Annotated in this window: 17 protein-coding genes; 11 read left to right on the top strand and 6 right to left on the bottom strand. The window is 63.7% G+C overall.

Translation table 11 applies throughout. From position 1 onward, the window contains the following. Positions 1-35 precede the first annotated feature (35 nt). The 4 genes from JHL16_RS22225 to JHL16_RS22210 are packed head-to-tail and all read right to left on the bottom strand — an operon-like array spanning position 36 to position 4,306. A complete protein-coding gene (locus JHL16_RS22225) occupies positions 36-1,691 on the bottom strand; it encodes an amidohydrolase (RefSeq protein ID WP_348647256.1) in 1,656 nt (551 codons plus the stop codon). Beyond that, positions 1,684-2,517, bottom strand: coding sequence for an ABC transporter permease (locus tag JHL16_RS22220; RefSeq protein WP_200186994.1), 834 nt, complete (start codon positions 2,515-2,517; stop codon positions 1,684-1,686). The genes JHL16_RS22225 and JHL16_RS22220 overlap by 8 nt, the downstream gene beginning before the upstream one ends. Then, positions 2,517-3,287, bottom strand: coding sequence for an ABC transporter ATP-binding protein (locus JHL16_RS22215; RefSeq protein ID WP_200186993.1), 771 nt, complete (start codon positions 3,285-3,287; stop codon positions 2,517-2,519). Before JHL16_RS22215 ends, JHL16_RS22220 begins: the two co-directional genes overlap by 1 nt. Before the next feature lie 5 nt (positions 3,288-3,292). Continuing rightward, complete coding sequence (locus tag JHL16_RS22210) at positions 3,293-4,306, bottom strand: ABC transporter substrate-binding protein (protein WP_200186992.1); 1,014 nt, start codon at positions 4,304-4,306, stop codon at positions 3,293-3,295. Between the two features lie 346 nt (positions 4,307-4,652). On the opposite strand from JHL16_RS22210, the gene JHL16_RS22205 reads away from it, so the two are divergent. From JHL16_RS22205 to JHL16_RS22155, 11 genes are all read left to right on the top strand, one after another. After that, positions 4,653-5,573 (top strand): carbohydrate ABC transporter permease, encoded by a 921-nt coding sequence (locus tag JHL16_RS22205; protein WP_200186991.1) that lies wholly within the window; start codon positions 4,653-4,655, stop codon positions 5,571-5,573. Next, positions 5,573-6,481 carry a carbohydrate ABC transporter permease gene (locus JHL16_RS22200; RefSeq protein ID WP_200186990.1) on the top strand — a complete coding sequence of 303 codons (909 nt, stop codon included), beginning with the start codon at positions 5,573-5,575 and terminating at the stop codon, positions 6,479-6,481. The genes JHL16_RS22205 and JHL16_RS22200 overlap by 1 nt, the downstream gene beginning before the upstream one ends. 42 nt (positions 6,482-6,523) lie before the next feature. Then, entirely contained in the window at positions 6,524-8,047 is a 1,524-nt protein-coding gene (locus JHL16_RS22195; protein WP_200186989.1) for an ABC transporter substrate-binding protein, read from the top strand. Between the two features lie 60 nt (positions 8,048-8,107). After that, positions 8,108-9,634 carry an FGGY-family carbohydrate kinase gene (locus JHL16_RS22190; RefSeq protein ID WP_200186988.1) on the top strand — a complete coding sequence of 509 codons (1,527 nt, stop codon included), beginning with the start codon at positions 8,108-8,110 and terminating at the stop codon, positions 9,632-9,634. Then, positions 9,631-10,962 (top strand): iron-containing alcohol dehydrogenase, encoded by a 1,332-nt coding sequence (locus tag JHL16_RS22185; RefSeq protein ID WP_200186987.1) that lies wholly within the window; start codon positions 9,631-9,633, stop codon positions 10,960-10,962. Before JHL16_RS22190 ends, JHL16_RS22185 begins: the two co-directional genes overlap by 4 nt. A 14-nt stretch (positions 10,963-10,976) precedes the next feature. Next, positions 10,977-12,047, top strand: coding sequence for an ABC transporter ATP-binding protein (locus JHL16_RS22180; RefSeq protein WP_200186986.1), 1,071 nt, complete (start codon positions 10,977-10,979; stop codon positions 12,045-12,047). Between the two features lie 164 nt (positions 12,048-12,211). Continuing rightward, positions 12,212-13,270, top strand: coding sequence for an NAD(P)H-dependent glycerol-3-phosphate dehydrogenase (locus JHL16_RS22175; RefSeq protein WP_200186985.1), 1,059 nt, complete (start codon positions 12,212-12,214; stop codon positions 13,268-13,270). 18 nt (positions 13,271-13,288) lie between these two features. Further along, positions 13,289-13,759, top strand: coding sequence for a ribose 5-phosphate isomerase B (rpiB, locus tag JHL16_RS22170; RefSeq protein WP_200186984.1), 471 nt, complete (start codon positions 13,289-13,291; stop codon positions 13,757-13,759). Further along, entirely contained in the window at positions 13,756-14,736 is a 981-nt protein-coding gene (locus tag JHL16_RS22165; protein ID WP_200186983.1) for a sugar-binding transcriptional regulator, read from the top strand. Before rpiB ends, JHL16_RS22165 begins: the two co-directional genes overlap by 4 nt. Next, positions 14,733-16,013 (top strand): FGGY-family carbohydrate kinase, encoded by a 1,281-nt coding sequence (locus tag JHL16_RS22160; RefSeq protein WP_200186982.1) that lies wholly within the window; start codon positions 14,733-14,735, stop codon positions 16,011-16,013. The genes JHL16_RS22165 and JHL16_RS22160 overlap by 4 nt, the downstream gene beginning before the upstream one ends. Continuing rightward, on the top strand, positions 16,000-16,773 hold the full coding sequence (locus tag JHL16_RS22155) for a TIGR01459 family HAD-type hydrolase (protein WP_200186981.1): 774 nt from the start codon (positions 16,000-16,002) through the stop codon (positions 16,771-16,773). The genes JHL16_RS22160 and JHL16_RS22155 overlap by 14 nt, the downstream gene beginning before the upstream one ends. On the opposite strand, the gene iolB is transcribed toward JHL16_RS22155, so the two are convergent. Further along, positions 16,760-17,554: a 5-deoxy-glucuronate isomerase gene (iolB, locus tag JHL16_RS22150; protein ID WP_200186980.1), complete on the bottom strand. Its 795-nt coding sequence runs from the start codon at positions 17,552-17,554 to the stop codon at positions 16,760-16,762. The genes JHL16_RS22155 and iolB overlap by 14 nt on opposite strands. Next, complete coding sequence (iolE, locus tag JHL16_RS22145; RefSeq protein ID WP_200186979.1) at positions 17,554-18,438, bottom strand: myo-inosose-2 dehydratase; 885 nt, start codon at positions 18,436-18,438, stop codon at positions 17,554-17,556. Before iolE ends, iolB begins: the two co-directional genes overlap by 1 nt. Positions 18,439-18,525: the final 87 nt, after the last annotated feature.

Here is an 18,525-nt window from a genome sequence, read left to right as displayed (position 1 = left end):
AAAGCCGCCGCCGATGATGACGATGCGCTGTTTCATCAGGAACGCTCGAAGACGATGCAGCCGTCCACGATGGTCAGGAGGCTCGCCAAGTCCTTCAGCTTGTTTGCCTCGACGGTAAGCGGGTCGGTAGCGAAGACGGCGAGGTCGGCGAGGAAACCCGGCGTCAGCGGGCCTTTGTGATGCTCGTCATAGGTGAGGCGCGCGCCGCTCACCGTGAGCGCGTGCAAGGCCTCGCGGCGGGTCAGCCGCTCGGCGGCGCCCAGTACCTTACCGTCGGACCGGCGCTCCCTTTCGCACATCGTCCACAGTGTGAAGCCGGGATTATAGGGAATATTGTCGGTCGCCGCGGCGGCATCGATGCCGAGATCGAGCATGGTGCGCATCGGCACGATCCGGTCGCCCTCGGCCGCGTCATACCAATGGCCGCCCTTCCACAGGAAATAGACCGGAATGGTGGTGACGAGCACGCCGAGCCGCGCCAGGCGGGCGAGCGTCGTGCGTTCAGTCTTGGCGATATGCTGGATCACCCAGCGTTTTCCGGCGAGCGGCGCCAGCGCGTTCACCCGCTCGAGTATCGCGACGACCTCGTCGAGGCGGTCGCCGACGATGGTGTTGATGCGCAGGTCATAGAGCAAAGCCAGGCGGCACAGCTCCTCGAAATCCTTTGGCCCCTGCGCCTGCTCGACGAAACCCGACCAGCCGGTATTGGGCAGATCCTTGCGGGCGATCTCGGCCATGCGGTCATCGCCGCCATAAGCGACATGGATGCCGGAGAGACGGAACCACGGATCGCCGAGGCCGGAGCCCCGCGCCTGTGCCAGCCAGTCGCGCATGATGATCGCCGCCTCGTTGGCATCCGTCCAGGACGGGCTCACCACCAGCCCCATGCGCACGGTGAGCTCGTTCCGCTCCCACAGATCGCGATAGAGGCCGATGATCTCGGCGGCCGAGCCATGGCCTTCATAGGCCGATGTCGTGCCGACGCCATTATAGAGGCGCATCGACGCGACGATGCCGGCGCGGCGGTCGGCAGCGCTGAAGCGCGGCACCGCGGGCAGAAGATCGAACTCGACCATCGGGCGCGGATTGCGCTCGATGATGACGCCGGTCGGCTCGCCTTTTGCGTCCTTCACGATCTCGATGCCGCCGATGCTGGGTATCGACGCGCGTGTAATACCATTGAGCGCCAGCGCTTTCGTATTGAGGCAGGAATGGCCCGGTGGTGCCCCCCAATTGCCGAAGAGGCCCGGAATATAGATCGGATGATCGGGAGCGGCGGCGTCGAGGTCGAAACGGTCGGGTGCCCGGCCTTCGGCGAGCTGGGCAACAGCGTTGAAGAAAAACGGCGGCGCGCCGATCGGCATGGTGACGATCCAGTCGCCGGGCTTCGTCTTCTGCGCTTCCTTCCGGATGAGCGTCTGAATATCGGCGATCGACCGGCAGGCGGCGAGTGAAGGACGCCGGAGCTTCAGCCCCTCACGCTCCATATGTGCATGGGCATCATTGATGCCGGGCGTCACAGTAGCGCCGGGCAGATCGATGAGGCGCGTGGCGGCCGTGGCGCGCGCTTTGAGATCTGCCGCGGCGCCGACAGCGAGAACGCGGGTGCCGTTGATCGCAATGGCTTCGGTGACACGATCTTGCGCGTCGAACGTGCGCACCGTGCCGGTAGTGATGATGATGTCAGGCACTGGGCCGATACCAGGGGAAGAGCTTCCGGCACAAAGCGACGAACAGGCGGTCGCCGGCGAAGCCTAAGAATCCGAGGATCACCAGTCCGGCGAACATGATGTCGACGCGGAACAGCTGATGGCCCATCGACATCATATAAGCGACACCGGCGCGCGCACCCGCAAGTTCGGCGGCGACGAGCACGATGAGGGCGATGGCGATGCCTTGCCGAAGCCCCGCGATGATGAAAGGCAAGGACGCCGGCAGCACGACATAGCGCAAAGTCTGCCAGCGATTGGCGCCGAGACAGGCGGCGGAGCGCAAATAGATCTCATGCACGTCGCGCACGCCGATGAAGCTGTTGATCCAGATCGGGAAGAAGGCGCCGGTGGCGACGAGCGCGACCTTGGCGCCCTCACCGATGCCGAACCACAGGACCGAGACCGGCACCAGCGCGATGACCGGCACCGAGCGGAAACCATGCAGCAAAGGCTCGACCAGATCGCGGATCAGTGGGGCCCGCGCGGTGGCGACGCCGATGGCGACACCCAGCACCGCGGCGATGAGGAAACCGGCACCGGCGCGCCCCAGGCTCACCAGGATATTCCACGGGATCTCGCCCGAGCCAAACATCGGCAGAGCCGCCTCGAGGACGTTCGAGGGCGGCGGGAACAGCACCGGATTGGCAAGGCCGAGGCGCGGGATGATCTCCCAGACAGCCAGGAACAGCAGGACACCCAGAATGTTGAGGGCGATGCCGCGCCAGCGCCTGAGCCGCACCGCGCGTTGATGCTCGGCGAGGAAACGGGCTTCGAGCGCCGCGATATGGTTTGCCTCGTCGCGCATCAGGCGGCCTGCTTCTGTTTCTGGTCGCGATGCAGCGCCGCATTGATGCGCGCGTACCATCTGGCGAATTCGGGCGAGCCGCGATCGCGCGGATGCGGCATGTCGATGGTCATGATCTCCTGGATGGAGCCCGGATGCGCCGACATCACCACCACGTCATCGGCAAGGAACACCGCCTCATCGACATTGTGGGTGATGAAGACGATGCTGAGGCCCAGTTGCTGCCAGAGGCGCAGCAATTCTTCCTGCAAGGTGGCGCGGGTCAGCGCATCGACCGCCGCGAAAGGCTCGTCCATCAGCACGACCTCAGGATGGATGGCGAGCGCGCGGGCCACCGCCACACGCTGGCGCATGCCGCCCGACAATTCATGCGGATAACGATCGGCCGCGTGGCTCATGCCGATCATGGCGAGCAACTCGTCAGAACGTTGGTGTCGTTCGGCCGCCTTCATGCCGGCGACGCGCAGGCCGAATTCGACATTCTGGCGCACCGTGAACCAGGCGAAGAGCGCATATTCCTGGAAGACGACGCTGCGGTCGGGACCCGGTCCCGAAATCGGCTTGCCGTCGAGCTGGACGCTGCCGGCGGTGGGCTTGAGAAAGCCGGCGATGAGCTGCAGCAAGGTGGTCTTGCCGCAGCCCGACGGGCCGACGAGACAGGTGAAACGGCCCCGTTCGAGGCCGAGACTCACATCACGCAAGGCCCAGGAGGGGGTGCCGCCGGTCCCGACATAGAGATGCGAAACATGCTCGATCGAGATCAGCGGCATGATGCTCAGAGACTCACGCGGTCGGGAGCGGCCTTCTTCAGGGGCTCCGAAGCGATGAGGCCCGACAGCAGGGTCCGCACATCCTCGGCCGGCTGCTTGGCGAGGCCGGAATTGATCGCCCATTCGGCCTGGCCGACGAGATCATCGAGGAACGCCTTGTCGAGCCGGACCTGGAATTCGAAGACCGAGGTCATCTGGCGGACGAAGTCGGCTTCGGCGCGCACCCGCGGCGCCACGATCTCGGGCCAGGAGGCGTTCTTGGTCATGTAATCCTCGGCGGCGAGCAATGCGCGCACCGCGCGGTCGCCGAGCTCGGGATTGCTCGCGAGGGCGCTGTCATTGACGAGCAGCAATTGATGGCTGACGAAAAACTTCTCGAGCCCGTCCTGGGTCATCTCGAAGATCTTGTCGGGGGCCGCATCGAGGGCGAGCTTGGAGGCCTGCGAGGTCCAGGCGAAGCCGTCGACATCGCCGCGCAAGGTGGCGGCGAGCATGTCGCTCGGATTGAGATCGACGATCTTGATATCGCTGTCCTTCAGGCCGCCCATCGCCAGGTAACGCGACAGCATATATTGGCCGCTGGTGCCGACGCGGGTGCCGATGGTCTTGCCCTTGAGCGAGGAGGGATCCTTCTCGGAGACGCCGCTCGCTTTGCTCATCGTCACTTTCATGTCGCGCGAATAGCGGCTGTAGCTCGCGAGGATCTTCGGCTTGAGGCCCTGCAGGGCGGCGAAGATCACCGGCGTGTCGGTCGAGGTGGCGAATTGCGCCGAGCCGCCGAGCAAAGCCTGCATCGATTCGCGGCCCGTCGGGAAATCGAGGGCGGTGAGGGTCACGCCTTCCTTCTTCCAGGCGTCGATGCCCTCGGCGACGAAGGACAGGGCCCAGGTATAGCCGGTGCTGCCATAAGCGATGGTCGCGTCGATGGGGGTGGCCTCGGCCTTGGCGCCCCGCAAAGGTGTCGCGAGGAGGGCGGTACCGCCCAGGGCCAGAAGGGCGGAACGTCGGGTCAGCAGCATTGGTTTTTTCTCCTTATATGCCGGCAGTAACGTCATCCATCCGGTCCGGCAACTTGATTGACCGGTTTCTCACAGCAAAGTGTGGCCCAGGGGCCAAACGAGAAAATTTCACGCCCGGCCGAAGTTTTTCTAATGATTACTTGACGTTGTGTTGGGTCTCGAATGCGCGCCGCAGGGCCGCCCCGGAAATCCAGGGTTGACAGGGACCTTGAGGACGCGTTTACTCGGATAACATTTGTTCCGGCAGAATTACAAAAGTTCAAAGCCGCCGGAAAGACCGGATGGGAGGCCTCTTGATGACCGCAAGCCTGCGCGGTGCGACGATGTTGTGTGCCGGAGCGCGCGCATGAGCGACGCGGCGGTGGCGCAAGGCCGTTCGCCGGGCTCGTTCTGGCCCAAATGGCGCTGGCTTTCCTCCGAGCATCCCTTGCCCTGGCTGCTGCCGGCTTCGGCGCTGATGATCATCTTCGGCATCTATCCGCTGCTTTATGCGCTGTGGCTGTCGCTGCATAAGCGCAACCCGGTGACGCGAGCCAATGTCTTCGATCCCGACTACAACTGGCTGAAGGCCTTCGGCGATCAGCGCGTCTGGGACGCCATCGGCACGACCTTCCTCTATACCGGCATTGCGCTGGTCATCCAGCTGGTGCTCGGGCTTCTCATCGCGCTACTGCTCGACTCGGACCGCAAAGGTTATGGCGTGCTCCGCGCCTTGATGACCTTGCCGCTGGTGGTGCCGCCCGCCGTCACCGGGATGATGTTCCTGCTCATGCTCGATGGCTCCTTCGGCGTGCTGTCGCGCTCGCTCTATGCGGTGGGACTGCTGTCGCCGCAATATCCGATCCTCGCCAACAGCTCAACGGCGCTCGCCGGCGTGCTGCTCGCCGATATCTGGCAATGGACGCCTTTCATGGTGCTGATCATGCTGGCGGGATTGCGCTCACTTCCGAAGGAACCTTTCGAGGCGGCGGCGATCGACGGCGCCACTGCCGTTCAGGCCTTCTTCAAGCTGACGCTGCCGATGATGTCGAAGGTGATCGCCATCGCCGTCCTCATCCGCGGCATCGATCTGTTCCGCGTCTTCGACTATGTGAAGGTGATGACGGATTCGGGGCCGGGCACCGCCACCGAGACGCTCACCTCCTATTCGGGGCGCATCTATTTCAACGGCGATTTCCCTTATGCCTCGACGCTGTCGCTCATCACCCTCATCCTGGTGATCATCGCGTCGAGCCTGTTCATGAAGATTTTCCGGGTGAAGCTCTGATGGAACAGTCCCTGCCCAAACGCATATTGCGCGACATCACGGCGGTCGTGGTCGTGGCGATCTTCATGTTCCCGCTGTTCTGGTGGGCCTTGACCTCGATCAAGCCGATGTATGCGATCTTCAACAAGGACGAGGTCGTCGTCTTCGACTTCGTGCCGACGCTCATCAATTATGCCGTCGTGCTGCTCGGCTGGTCGCGCGCCGAGATCGCCATCGAAAGCGGCTCGACTTTCGGCGTCGGCGGTACCAGCTCCTACGATTCGCGCCAGACCATCATCGATTCGATCATCGTCGCCGTCGGGTCGACCGGGCTCACCATCATCCTCGCGGTCCTCGCCGCCTATGCTCTGTCGCGCATGCGGTTCCGCGGCCGCGAAGGCTTTCTCAACTGGGTGCTCGGGCAGCGCTTCCTGCCGCCGATCGCGATCATCGTGCCGCTGGTCGGCATGTACAAGGTCGCCGGCATGCGCGACACCGACAATCTCTTCCTCGGCTATATCGGCCTCATCGTCATCCATGCGCTGATGAACCTGCCGATCGCGGTGCTGCTGCTCAAATCCTTCTTCGACGATGTGCCGAAGGATGTCGATGAGGCGGCGATGATCGACGGTGCCACGCGCTGGCAGACCTTCCTCAAGGTGGTGCTGCCGATGGTGCGGGGCGGTGTGGCCGCCGCCGCGGTGTTGTGCTTCATCTTCTCGTGGACGGAATTCCTGCTGTCGCTCTTCCTCACCACGATCATCCGTACCGTGCCGGTCAAGATCACCACTTTCGTCACCTCGACCGGCTCGGAATGGGGCTTCATCTCGGCGCTCGGCACGGCGGCGATCCTGCCCGGCTTCATCTTCATACTTCTGGTTCAACGGCATCTGGTCCGCGGCCTCACACTCGGCTCACTCAAGGAATGAGCCGCGGACGAGCGATTACGACGCAACCCATGGGAGGAATTCATGAGTTTCAAAGACCACGATAAGAAGACCTTCATCATCGACACCGCCCGCGACTTCGCGGCGCGGCGCATCTCCAAGCGCGACTTCCTGCGCAAGACCGGCATGGCCGGCATCGGCTTCTCGGCCTTTGCCACCGGGCTCCTCGGCTCGACGCGGCCCTTCCGCGGCAATCTCGGCGGCAATGCGGCCTATGCGCAGACGCCCGAAGAGATGACCAAGTGGCTGAAGGATGTCGGCGGCAAGTTCAAGGGCACCAAGGTGCGCTACACCTCGGAAGCCACACCGCCGACCGTCGTTCTCAACCAGATCAAGGGTGAGTTCACCGAAGCGACCGGCATCGAGGTCGAAATCGAGATCGTGCCGCTCGAGCAGGTGCTCGCCAAGGCGACGCAGGACGTGCAGGGCCAGCTCGGTACCTATGACGTCTATTATCTCGACCAGTCCTGGGTCGCGACCTTCGCGCAGGACACGGTTGATCCGACGCAGTACTACAAGGACAAGCCCGATCTCGCGATGCCGGGCTTCGACTTCGACGACTTCTCCAAGCCGCTGGTCGAGGGTCTTGCCCTCTATGACGGCAAATGGGCGGGCATTCCGTTCGACATCCCGATCTTCATCACCATGTATCGCAAGGACATCCTCGAGAAACATGGCATCAAGCCGCCGACCAATTTCGACGAGTTCACCGCCGGCGTGAAGGCGATCACCGAGGCTGAGAAAGCCAATGGCATTTTCGGCACCGGTCTCCAGGCCAAGTCGGGTCACTATTCGCTCGAATGCGACTGGACCGCGGCGGTGTGGGGCCATGGCGGCTCGATCTTCGGCAAGGACAAGAAATTCGCCGGCAATGACGAGCAGGCCATCAAGGGTCTCCAGTGGTATCAGGAAATGCTGAAGAACGCCCCGCCGCAGTCGACCGCGTCGACCTGGGACGGCCAGTTCCAGATGATGCAGGCCGGCCAGGTGGCGCTCGTCAACAGCTGGGACGAGTTCTTCCCCGGTCTCGATGCCGATGATTCGAAGGTAAAGGGCCTGTGGGAACCGCTGCACCCGATCTCCTCCATGACCGGCGTGCGCGCCGTGGCGGATGCGGGCTTCGGCGAAATCCCCAATGTCGGCCACCAGGGCGGCTCGATCCTCGGCCTCTCGAAATACTCCAAGAATCTCGACGCCGCCTGGATCTTCATGCAGTGGGCCTGCTCGAAAGAGATCATGACCCGTTGCACGCTTTTGGGCGGCTTCGCGCCGATGCGTCTGTCCTCCTTCGACGACCCGCGGGTCAAGGCGAAGGCGGTGGTCGGCCCCGGCACCACGCGCCATCTCGAGACGGTGAAGTGGACGATCGACAATGTCATGGCTTCCGAACCCGACATGCCCTTGTGGGCGGGCTTCTCCAATAACGAGATCCCGGTCGAGCTCGGCAAGCTGCTCACCAATCAGGACTATGGCGGCGATGCCAAGAAGTGCATGGACAACGTTGCCAGCCTGATCAACAAGGCCGTCGAAGACGCCGGCCTTCTCTGATACTCCCTGGACTGGGCGGAGGCGGACCATCCCGTCTCCGCCAATTTTTTGACCGGACTCATGACCCGCGACCTCGTCATCGGCCTCGATTCCTCGACCACTGCCGCCAAGGCCATCGCCTTCGACCGCGACGGCAATGCGCAAGGTGAAGGCCGCGCCCAGATCGCGCTCGCCAATCCGCAAGCCGGCTGGTTCGAGCAGCGGGCGGAAGACTGGCGCCATTCCGCCGAAACCGCGATCCGCGAGCTGCTCGTCAAGGTGAAGCCGGAACGCGTCGCGGCCATCGCCATTTCCAATCAGCGCGAAAGCTTCGCGCAGTTCGATGCTGAAAACACGCCGCTGCGCCCCGGCACGTTGTGGCTCGACGAGCGCGGCCGTTCCGAGATCGAGCGGCTCGCCCAGAAGATCGGCCGCTCCGAGATCCATCGTATCTCGGGCAAGCCCGTCGATCTGACGCCCTGTCTTTATCGTTGCGCCTGGTTCGACGCCCATATGCCCGATATGTGGCGCAAGACCGCCAAGACCGCCGAGGTCCATGGCGTCCTCATCCATCATCTGACCGGCCAGTGGGTCACCTCGACGGCGTCGGCCGATCCGATGGGACTGCTCGATATGGCGGCGCAGGACTGGTCCGACACGCTCATCGACGCCGTCGGCTTGAGCCGCGCGCAGTTGCCGAAGCTCGTGCGGCCGGGCCAGAAGATCGCGACCCTCACCGAAGCGGCGGCGAAAGCGACCGGGCTGCCGCGCGACGTCGTGGTAGTGGCGGGCGGCGGCGACGGGCAATGCGCCGGCAGCGGCGCCAATGTGTTCGAGACAGGCCGCGCCTATCTCAATCTCGGCACCGCCGTCGTATCGGGAAGCTTCGGCGAGGCTTACGCCTATGATCCCGCCTTCCGCACCATGAAGGCGATCGCCGAGACCGGCTATATCTATGAATCCTGCCTGCGCACCGGCACCTTCCTGGTCAACTGGATGGTGGAGCAGCTGTTCAACATCGATCCGGCCCGGAACCCGCAGATCTTCAAGACGCTCGAAGCGGAAGCAGCACTTTCGCCGATCGGCGCCAACGGCCTGGCGCTGGTGCCTTACTGGTCGGGCTCGATGACGCCCTATTGGGATCCCCATGCGCGCGGCATCATCGCCGGTCTCACCGCCTCGCACCGGCGCGGCGATGTCTATCGCGCGCTGCTCGAAGGTGTGGCGCTGGAGCAGGCGATGGTCACCGGACGCATCGCCCGAGTGACGCAGCCGATCGATCATTTCGTCGCCATTGGCGGCGGCGCCGCGTCCGATCTCTGGTGCCAGATCATCGCCGATGCGACGGGCCGCAAGGTGCTGCGCTCGACGACGGTCGAGGCGTCATCGCTGGGGGCCGCCGCCGCGGCGGCGACCGGCGTCGGCTGGTATGCTTCCGTGATGGAGGCGGCGCGCGCCATGACCGGCGATCTCACCAAAACCTTCACCCCGGATGGCAAGGCCCAGGCCCGCTATGCCGAACTCGCTGCCATCTATGCCGATCTCTGGCCGTCTCTGTCGAAGTGGAATGCACGCATGGCCGCCTTTGCCCAAGGAGCACCCCAATGACGGAAGCCATGCGCGACTGGAACCAGCTCATCAGTGACGTGGTCGACGGCAGATGGGCCGATCCCGAAACCGGCAAGCCGGCACAAGTGCCGTTCAAAACCATCCTGCTCGCCGATACGCTCGATGGCGGCGCCGCCGATGTGACGGCGCCCCTGAAGCTCGGCAAGAGGATCGCCGTCGTCTCCGACGCCAATACGGTCGAGGCGATGGGGCGACGTGTCGCCAGGGAGCTGCAGGCGCTCGGCACGATCGATGAGATCGTGATGCCCGGCAATATGGAATGCGACGAGCCGACCATCGCACTGGTGCAGGAGAAAACCCGTCATGCCGACGCGCTGATCGCGGTGGGCTCGGGGGCGCTCAGCGACACCTGCAAATTCGCGACCTTCAAGGACGGCAGGCCCTATGCCACCTTCGGTACCGCCGCCTCGATGAACGGCTATGCCGCATCGACCGCTTCGGTGACGCTCGCCAATGGCTACAAGACGTCGCTGCCGGCGCATGCGCCGCAGGGCATCTTCCTCGATCTCAAAGTGTCGGCCGATGCGCCGACTTGGCTCTCGGCGGCGGGCCTCGGCGATTGCCTCTGCCGTTCCACCGCGCAGATCGACTGGTGGGCCTCGCATCGCCTCTTCGGCACCTTTTATTCGCCGGTTCCTTATGTGCTGCAGAAGGACGATGAAGCGCCGATGCTGAAGGCTGCTTCCGGCCTCGCCAAGCATGACGTGGCCGCCAATGGCTATCTGCACCGCGTGCTCACTCTGTGCGGTCTCGGTGTCTGCTTCACCGGCATCTCGCATCATGGCTCGATGGGTGAGCATCAGGTGTCGCATTGGATTGACATGTTCGCGGGGCCTGCCCATCCCGGCACCACCCATGGCCAGCAGGTCGGCGTCGCCTCGCTCGCCATCGCGCGGCTGCAGAGCGAATTGCTCAAGCTCGACAAGGCGCCGAAGATCAAGCCCACTCATATCGACGAAGCCGAGTTCATCGACCGCTATGGCCGCGAGATCGGCAGCATGTGCTACGCCGAAGCGAAGAAGAAGGCCTTCGACAGGAAGGGCGCCGACGAGTTCAACGCCAAGCTGGCCGATCTCTGGCCGCAATTGCGCGAAGAGCTCAAAGCCTTTGTGATGGACCCGGCCGAGATGGAAAGGGCGCTCAAGGCGGCCGGCGGCCCGGTCACCGCGACTGACATGAACCTGCCGCGCAAGATCTGGCGCGATGCGATGAAATATGCCCGCGACGTGCGCAACCGCTGGTCCTTCCTCGACCTCGCGGATGATGCGGGACTCCTCGACGACTTCCTTTCACGTGATCCGCAATAGGGACGGGCAAACTCATGGCATCGGTTTCCGCCAAGAAGGTCTTCAAGAATTACGGAGATGTCGCTGTCGTCCATGGCATCGATCTCGATATCGAGGACGGCTCCTTCGTCGTGCTGCTGGGCCCGTCGGGCTGCGGCAAGTCCACGCTGCTCCGCATGATCGCCGGCCTCGAGACGGTCACCAAGGGCGATATCGAGATTGCCGGCAAGCGCGTCAATGACGTGCATCCGAAAGACCGCAATATCGCGATGGTGTTCCAGAATTATGCGCTCTATGCGCATATGAATGTCGCCGACAATATGAGCTTCTCGCTGAAGCTCGCCAAACGGCCGCAGTCGGAGGTCGACCAGAAGGTCTCCTGGGCGGCGAAGATCCTCAATCTCGAGCCCTATCTCAAACGCTACCCGCGTGAATTGTCGGGCGGCCAGCGCCAGCGCGTCGCCATGGGCCGCGCCATCGTGCGCGACCCGGCGGTGTTCCTATTCGATGAGCCTCTGTCCAATCTCGACGCCAAATTACGCGTCCAGATGCGCACCGAGATCAAGGAGCTGCATGAGCGGCTCCAGACGACGACCGTCTATGTGACGCATGACCAGATCGAGGCCATGACCATGGCCGACAAGATCGTCATCCTGCGCGACGGGCGCATCGAGCAGATCGGCTCGCCGCTCGAGGTCTATGATCATCCGGTCAATCTCTTCGTCGCCACCTTCATCGGCTCGCCGGCGATGAATCTGCTGAAAGGCGAGACGGTCTCGGCCAATGGTGGCGTCGCGGTCAAATCGGGCGACGTGCTGCTGCCCTTGCCGCAGACCGGCAAGGTCGAGGCGGGCCGCAAAGTCACCTATGGCGTGCGGCCTGAGCATCTCGATCCGGTTTCGGGTTCGGATGGCATCCCGGCCAAGATCAGCGTCACCGAGCCGACCGGCCCCGAGATCCATATCTATGCCGAGCTCGCCGGCGAGGAGATCTGCGCCATCACCGATGAGCGGCGTGACTGGAAACGCGGCGAAACGGTCGGCCTCAAACCGAAGCTCGACCGCATCCATCTCTTCGATGCGGAGAGCGGAATGGCGATTTTGTGACGGAGTAGAGAGTGTATGGAGTGTCAGATGACAGTGTTGGGCTCGCCCCATTATCGTCATCCCGGCGAAAGCCGGGACCCATTAAATTCTTTCCACGCGACCAGCGCTTCCCAGATTGCGCTTATTGAATGGGTCCCGGCTTTCGCCGGGATGACGGTGTAATCATGGCGGTCATCACCATTCTCGGCGCTGGCGTCATGGGATCGGCGATGGTCCTGCCGGCGCGCGACAAAGGCCATGAGGTCAGGCTCGTCGGCACGCATCTCGACCAGGCGATCATCGACAGCGTCACCAGGACCGGCCGGCATCCGCGTCTCAATGTGAAGCTTCCCGATGGTGTGAAGGCCTTCACCCACAGCGACTTCGGCAAGGCGCTGGGCGACGACACCGATCTCATCCTCTTAGGGGTAAGTTCCGCCGGAGTCGGCTGGGCCATCGACCGTTTGTGTGAGACGCTGAAGAAGCCGGTGCCGGTGATGATGATCACCAAGGGGCTGATGCCCAAGGACGGCGCCATCCTGACGCTGCCCGATTTCGTCCAGGCGGAAGTGAAACGCCGCACCGGCATGGCGCTCGATCTCGCGGCCGTCGGCGGTCCCTGCATCGCGGGCGAGCTGGCGGTGCGCCGGCAGACCGGTGTCGTGATCACTTCGCGCACCGCAGGGCTCGCGGCCAAACTCTGCGCCTGGCTCGAAACCGATTATTATCATCCGCGTGTGTCAGACGACATGGCCGGCGTCGAGCTCTGCGCCGCCTTCAAGAATTTCTTCGCCATCTCGGTCGGCTGGGCGGCGGGCCAGCATGAAAAGGCGCCGCCTTCCGAGAACAATGCCTTCAATTTCAACGCCGCGTCGGTGATCTTCGACCAGGCGATCGCCGAGATGATGGTCTTGGCGCGTTATATGGGCGGGACTGAGAAAAGCGTATGGGGCATGCCGGGCGCCGGCGATCTTTATGTAACCTGCCAGGCGGGGCGCAATTCCAGGCTCGGACGGCAGCTGGGCCTCGGGCTCTCTTACGCAGAGGTCAAGGCCGGACCGATGAAAGATGATACGATCGAAGGTGCCGAGCTCGGCATCGCCTTGGCGGCGACGCTGAAACAGTTGATGGCGGCGGGAAAACTCGCTGCCGCCGAGTTGCCGGTGACCGCCGCTTTGCTCCAGGCGCTGACCGCCAATGACAAGCTCATAATGCCGTGGGGCAAGTTGCATCGTTACGCATGACCGAATACGGAGTGTGCCATGACTGAGAAGAAATCCATCGCCATCGGCGCCGACCATCTGGGCCTCGAGCTCAAGAACACGTTGGTCGAGCATCTCAAAGCCAAGGGTTATGAGGTAAAGGACATGGGTGTCGTCGACAGCAATCCGGTCGATTATCCCGATATCGGCGTCAAGGTGGCGGAAGCGGTCGGGCGCGGCGACTATCCGCGCGGCATCCTGGTCTGCGGCACCGGGGCGGGCATGGCGATCACCGCCAACAAGGTGCCGGGCGTGCGCGCCGTGCCGGTGATGGACCCCTATACGGCGGAACGCGCCATGGCCTCCAACAATGCCCAAATCATCACCTTCGGCCAGCTCATTGTCGGCCCGGCGGTGGCCAAGATGCTCACCGATATCTGGCTCAATGCCGAATTCCAGGGCGGCCGTTCGGCGCCCAAGGTCGCCAAGATGGACGCCATCGACGAGAAATACCGAAAAGCCGTCAAATGAACGACGAGTCCATGCTGGTATTGCCGGTCGATCGCGACGAGCAGCTCGCGACCCGCGCCGCATGGCTCTATTTCGTCGCCGGCCTCACCCAGGCGCAGATCGGCAAGAAGCTCGGCATCAACCGCATCCGGGTCAACCGGCTGCTCGCCCAGGCGCGTGAGCAGGGCATGGTGCAGATCCGTATTACCGGCCGCCTCGCCGACTGCATCGAGCTCGAAAACCGCATCAAGGACCGCTTCAAGATCGACCAGGCGATCATCGTGCCGACCCCGCCAGATCCGGCCCTGATCCGCCATGTGATCGGCGCCGCCGCCGGCAGCGCGCTCGCCGAGCGGCTGAAGGACGGCATGTCGGTCGGCGTCGGCTGGGGCCGCACCTTGCGGCTCAGCCTGCGCTCGGTGCCGCGCCGGCCGTTGCGGCGCGTTTCCGTCGTGTCGCTGATGGGCGGCCTGACGCGCGGCGCCGCCGTCAATCCACATGAGACGGCCTCGCATCTCGCCGACCTCATCGATGCGCAATGTTATTATGTCGCCGCCCCCGCGCTCGCCGATTCGGAAGCGACGCGCGATCTCCTCGCCCAGCAGCCGATGATCAAGGATGTGTATGAGCGCCTGCGCAAGGTGGATCTCGTCCTCGTCTCGGCGGGTGGGCTCGCCGACGACAGCACCATCCATCATGTCGATCTCATCAGCGCCGCCGACGCCAAGTCGCTGAAGGAGGCGGGCGCCGTCGGCGATCTCTGCGCCCATTGGCTCGATGTCCATGGCCGCCTCGTCGATCATCCCTTGAACAAGCGGGCGGTAGGCCTGTCGCCGCTCGAGCTCAAATCGGTGCCCTGTGTCATCGTGGCGTCAGGCGGCATCGATAAGATCGAGGTCCTGCATGGGGCGCTCGAAGGCGGCATGGTCGACATATTGATCACCGATGAAGTGACGGCATCCGGCATTCTGGCGACTTCCGATCGGGTGACACCATGAGTGACGCGGTCCTCGGCATCGATATCGGCACGTCCGGCCTGCGCGCCGTTCTGCTCGACCGCGACGGCGAGATCCTGGCGATGCGCCAGACCGCCATGATGCTGCCGCAGCAGGCCTTCGGCCGCCTGTGGCAGGATGCGCATGTCTGGGCGGCGGCGATGGACGAAGTGCTGCTCGCGCTGAAGGGTGAATTCAAGGCGCACCGGGTCCTCGCTCTGGCGATCGACGGCACGTCGGGCACCATCGTGCCGATCGATATCGAAGGCACGCCGGCCGGGCTCGCCTCGATGTATAATGATGTCGCCGACCAGAAATACCTCGATGCCGTGATGCAGGTGGCGCCGCAGGAAACGGCGGCGCGCGGCGGCTCGTCGCCTTTGGCGCGGGCGCTCGAAATGCAGGCGACGATCAAACCCGTCCGCATTCTGCATCAGGCCGACTGGCTCGCCGGGCGCTTCTCCGGCCGCTTCGATGTCAGCGACGAAAACAATGCGCTGAAGACCGGCTATGATCCGATCACCCGGCAATGGCCGGCCTGGATCGCCGAGACCGGCCTCGCGATGGATCTCCTGCCGCACGTGGTGGCGGCGGGCGCGCGCACGGGTAAGATCCTGCCCGCCATTGCCGAGCACTATGGACTGCCGAGCACCGTCGCTATTGTCGCCGGCACGACCGATGGCTGCGCCGCCTTCCTGGCGAGCGGCGCGCGTGACCCGGGTGACGGCGTCACCTCGCTCGGCACGACCTTGACCTTGAAGCTCCTCTCGGATGAGCCGGTCTTCTCCCCCGATTACGGCATCTACAGCCATCGCATCGGCGATCAATGGCTGGCGGGCGGCGCGTCCAATACCGGCGGCGCCGCGCTCGCCGCTTATATCAGCCGCGAGGACATCGTGCGGCTCACGCCTTTGATCGACCCCAATCTTCCGACTGGCCTCGATTATTATCCGCTGCCGAAGCCCGGCGAGCGGTTCCCGATCAATGATCCGAAAATGGAATCGCGGGTGACGCCCAGGCCCGATGACGAGCGCCTGTTTTTCCAGGGCCTGCTCGAAGGCATAGCGGGCGTCGAAGCCTTGGCCTATCGCCGCCTCGCCGAGCTCGGCGCCACACCGCTCAAGACGCTTCGCACGGTAGGGGGTGGTGCGGCCAATGAAGGCTGGACGCGCATTCGCGAAAGGCTTCTCAAGGTCGCCAATGTAACGCCGCGCAGCGAACATGCCGCGGTCGGCACGGCGCGTCTCGCCTGGCGGGGATTGGGTCATGATCCCTATTAAAGGCCTCGCCGACATCGCCGGACAATATGACGGCATGCTGATCGACCAGTTCGGCGTGCTGCATGACGGTGGGACGCTCTATCCCGGCAGCCTCGGCGTGCTCACCGAATTGAAGGCGCTCGGCATTCCTGTTGCCGTCATGACCAACTCCGCCAAGCGGGCGGCGCCCAATGTCGCGCGCCTCACGCAGATGGGAATCCCGCGTGATCACTTCGTCGATGCGGTGAGCTCGGGTGAGGTCGCTTACGATCTCCTGCGCGGCTCCACAGCAAAGAGAGCTTTCATCGTCGGCCGGCAAGGCGACGACTACGGCTTCGACATGTTCGATCTCGTCGCTCGGCCCGACGATGCCGACATCATTCTCATTCTGGGGTCGGATGCGCCGCGGGTATCGCTCGAAGAATATGGCCGGCTGCTGAAGGGCGTCACCGCGCCGGCCGTCTGCTGCAATCCCGACAAATGGATGATCACGCCGTCGGGCCTTCACCCGGCGCCCGGCGCCATCGCCGCGCTCTATGAGAGCCAAGGTGGCAAGGTGCGTTGGATCGGCAAGCCGCATCGCGAGATCTACGACTACGCGCTGCGCCGGATCGGCAGGCCGCAACGCGTACTCTGCGTCGGCGACAGCGCCGAGCATGATGTCGCGGGCGGGCGCGGCGCCGGCCTCGCAACCCTTCTCATCCGCACCGGCGTGTCGGAGGGGCAGACCGATTTCGAGCCCGCGCCCGACTATCTGATGGAGCACTTCACCTGGCGATGAGCCATTCATGCTCCTTGGCATTGTGGAACTTCCAGGTGCGCTTCGGTCCCGCCATCACATTGAGATAATAGAGATCGTAGCCATGGATGGCGGCGCAAGGGTGATAGCCCTTGGGCACCAGCGTCACATCGCCGTCCTCGATCGCCATCGCCTCGTCGAGCGAGCGGTCGTCGGTATAGACGCGCTGGAAGCCGAAGCCCTGGGACGGGTTGAAGCGGTGATAATAGGTCTCCTCGAGCAGCGACTCGCGCGGCAGGTCGTCCTGGTCGTGCTTGTGCGGCGGATAGGATGAGGTGTGGCCGCCGGGCGTGATGACCTCGACCACGAGCAGGCTCTCCGCCGGCTCCGTCTCGGGCAGGATGTTGGTGACATAGCGGACATTGGTGCCTTTGCCGCGCGTCTCCTGGCCGAGCGTGTCGGGCGAGATCACACGGATCGGCAATTTGCCGGTGCCGGGGGCGGTGCACACGCCGAGCTCGAGCGGCGTTTCGGCGCTGATGCTCCAGCTCGCGCCCGCCGGCACATAGACCGACCAGGGCTTGCCTTCGAAAGGCGACATGCGCTCCCCCAGGATGCCCAGATCCTTGCCGTCGACCGTGACGCGGCCCTTGCCGGTGATGAAGACCAGGCAGGTCTCGCGTGTCTTGTCCCCACCCTTGGCGGACTGGCCCTTATCGAGCTTCCACACATCGAAGCCGACATAGGTCCAGCCGGCATTTTCCGGCGTCACATGGAGGATGCGTCCTTTGCCTTGCTTGTGCTTGAGCAGCAGTTTCGACATCAGGTGAGCCCGCCGTCTTTGAGGAAGCGAACAAGATTGTCATAACCGAGCTTGGCATATTTCGCCGGCTCGGCTTTTTTCGGGTCCTGCTCGGCCTCGACCACCACCCAGCCGGAATAGCCGGGAAGCTCCTTGAACACCGAGACATAATCCACCATGCCGTCGCCCGGCACCGTATAGACGCCGGCGATGACCGAATCGAGGAACGACCAGTCCTTCGCCTCGGATTCCTTGCGCACGGCGGCACGCACATCCTTGCAATGAACATGGCTGATGCGTTTCCGGTATTTGCGCGCCAGTGCGGCGGGATCGGCGCCGCCCCAGGTGGCGTGCCCCGTATCGAGCAGAAGATGCACCGCTTCGCCCGTCTCCTTCATCAGCCGGTCGATCTCTTCCGGCGTCTGCACCACGGTGCCCATATGATGATGATAGACGAGCTGGAAGCCCTCCTGCCGCAGAAGCTCGGCGAGTTTCGTCAGCCGCTCGGTGAAGCGCTTCCATTCGGCTTCCGTCATCTTGGGCCGCGTCGACAGCGGCTTCGATTTGTCGCCATGGATGGTGCGGGTGCATTCCGCCACGATGAAGACATTGGTGCCCATGTCTTTCAACAACTTGCGGTGATGCGCCGCTTCGGCGAATTCGGTCTCGGCGTCACGCTCGATCAGAAAGATCGAATGCCAGCCGCCGATCAGCGCATGGCCGTATGTGTCGAGGATCGGACGCAGCTTCGCAGCCTCGCGCGGGAACTTGTTGCCGAGCTCCATGCCGACAAAGCCCGCGGCCTTCGCCTCGCTCAGGCATTGCTCGAGCGGAATCCATCCGCCGAGCTCCTGCATGTCGTCATTCGACCAGCCGATCGGATTGGCGCCGATGCGGATTGCCATAGTCACTACCTCCTAATTTAGTTTGTCATCCCGGCGAAAGCCGGGACCCATTAAACTCGTGCGAGCCGCACAGTGCTGCCCGCTTTG

The sequence above is a fragment of the Taklimakanibacter albus genome (assembly GCF_016595235.1).
Classification (GTDB): Bacteria; Pseudomonadota; Alphaproteobacteria; order Rhizobiales; family Aestuariivirgaceae; genus Taklimakanibacter; species Taklimakanibacter albus.
Note: the sequence above shows the minus strand (reverse complement) of the source record. Positions and strands in the feature narration are given on the sequence as shown.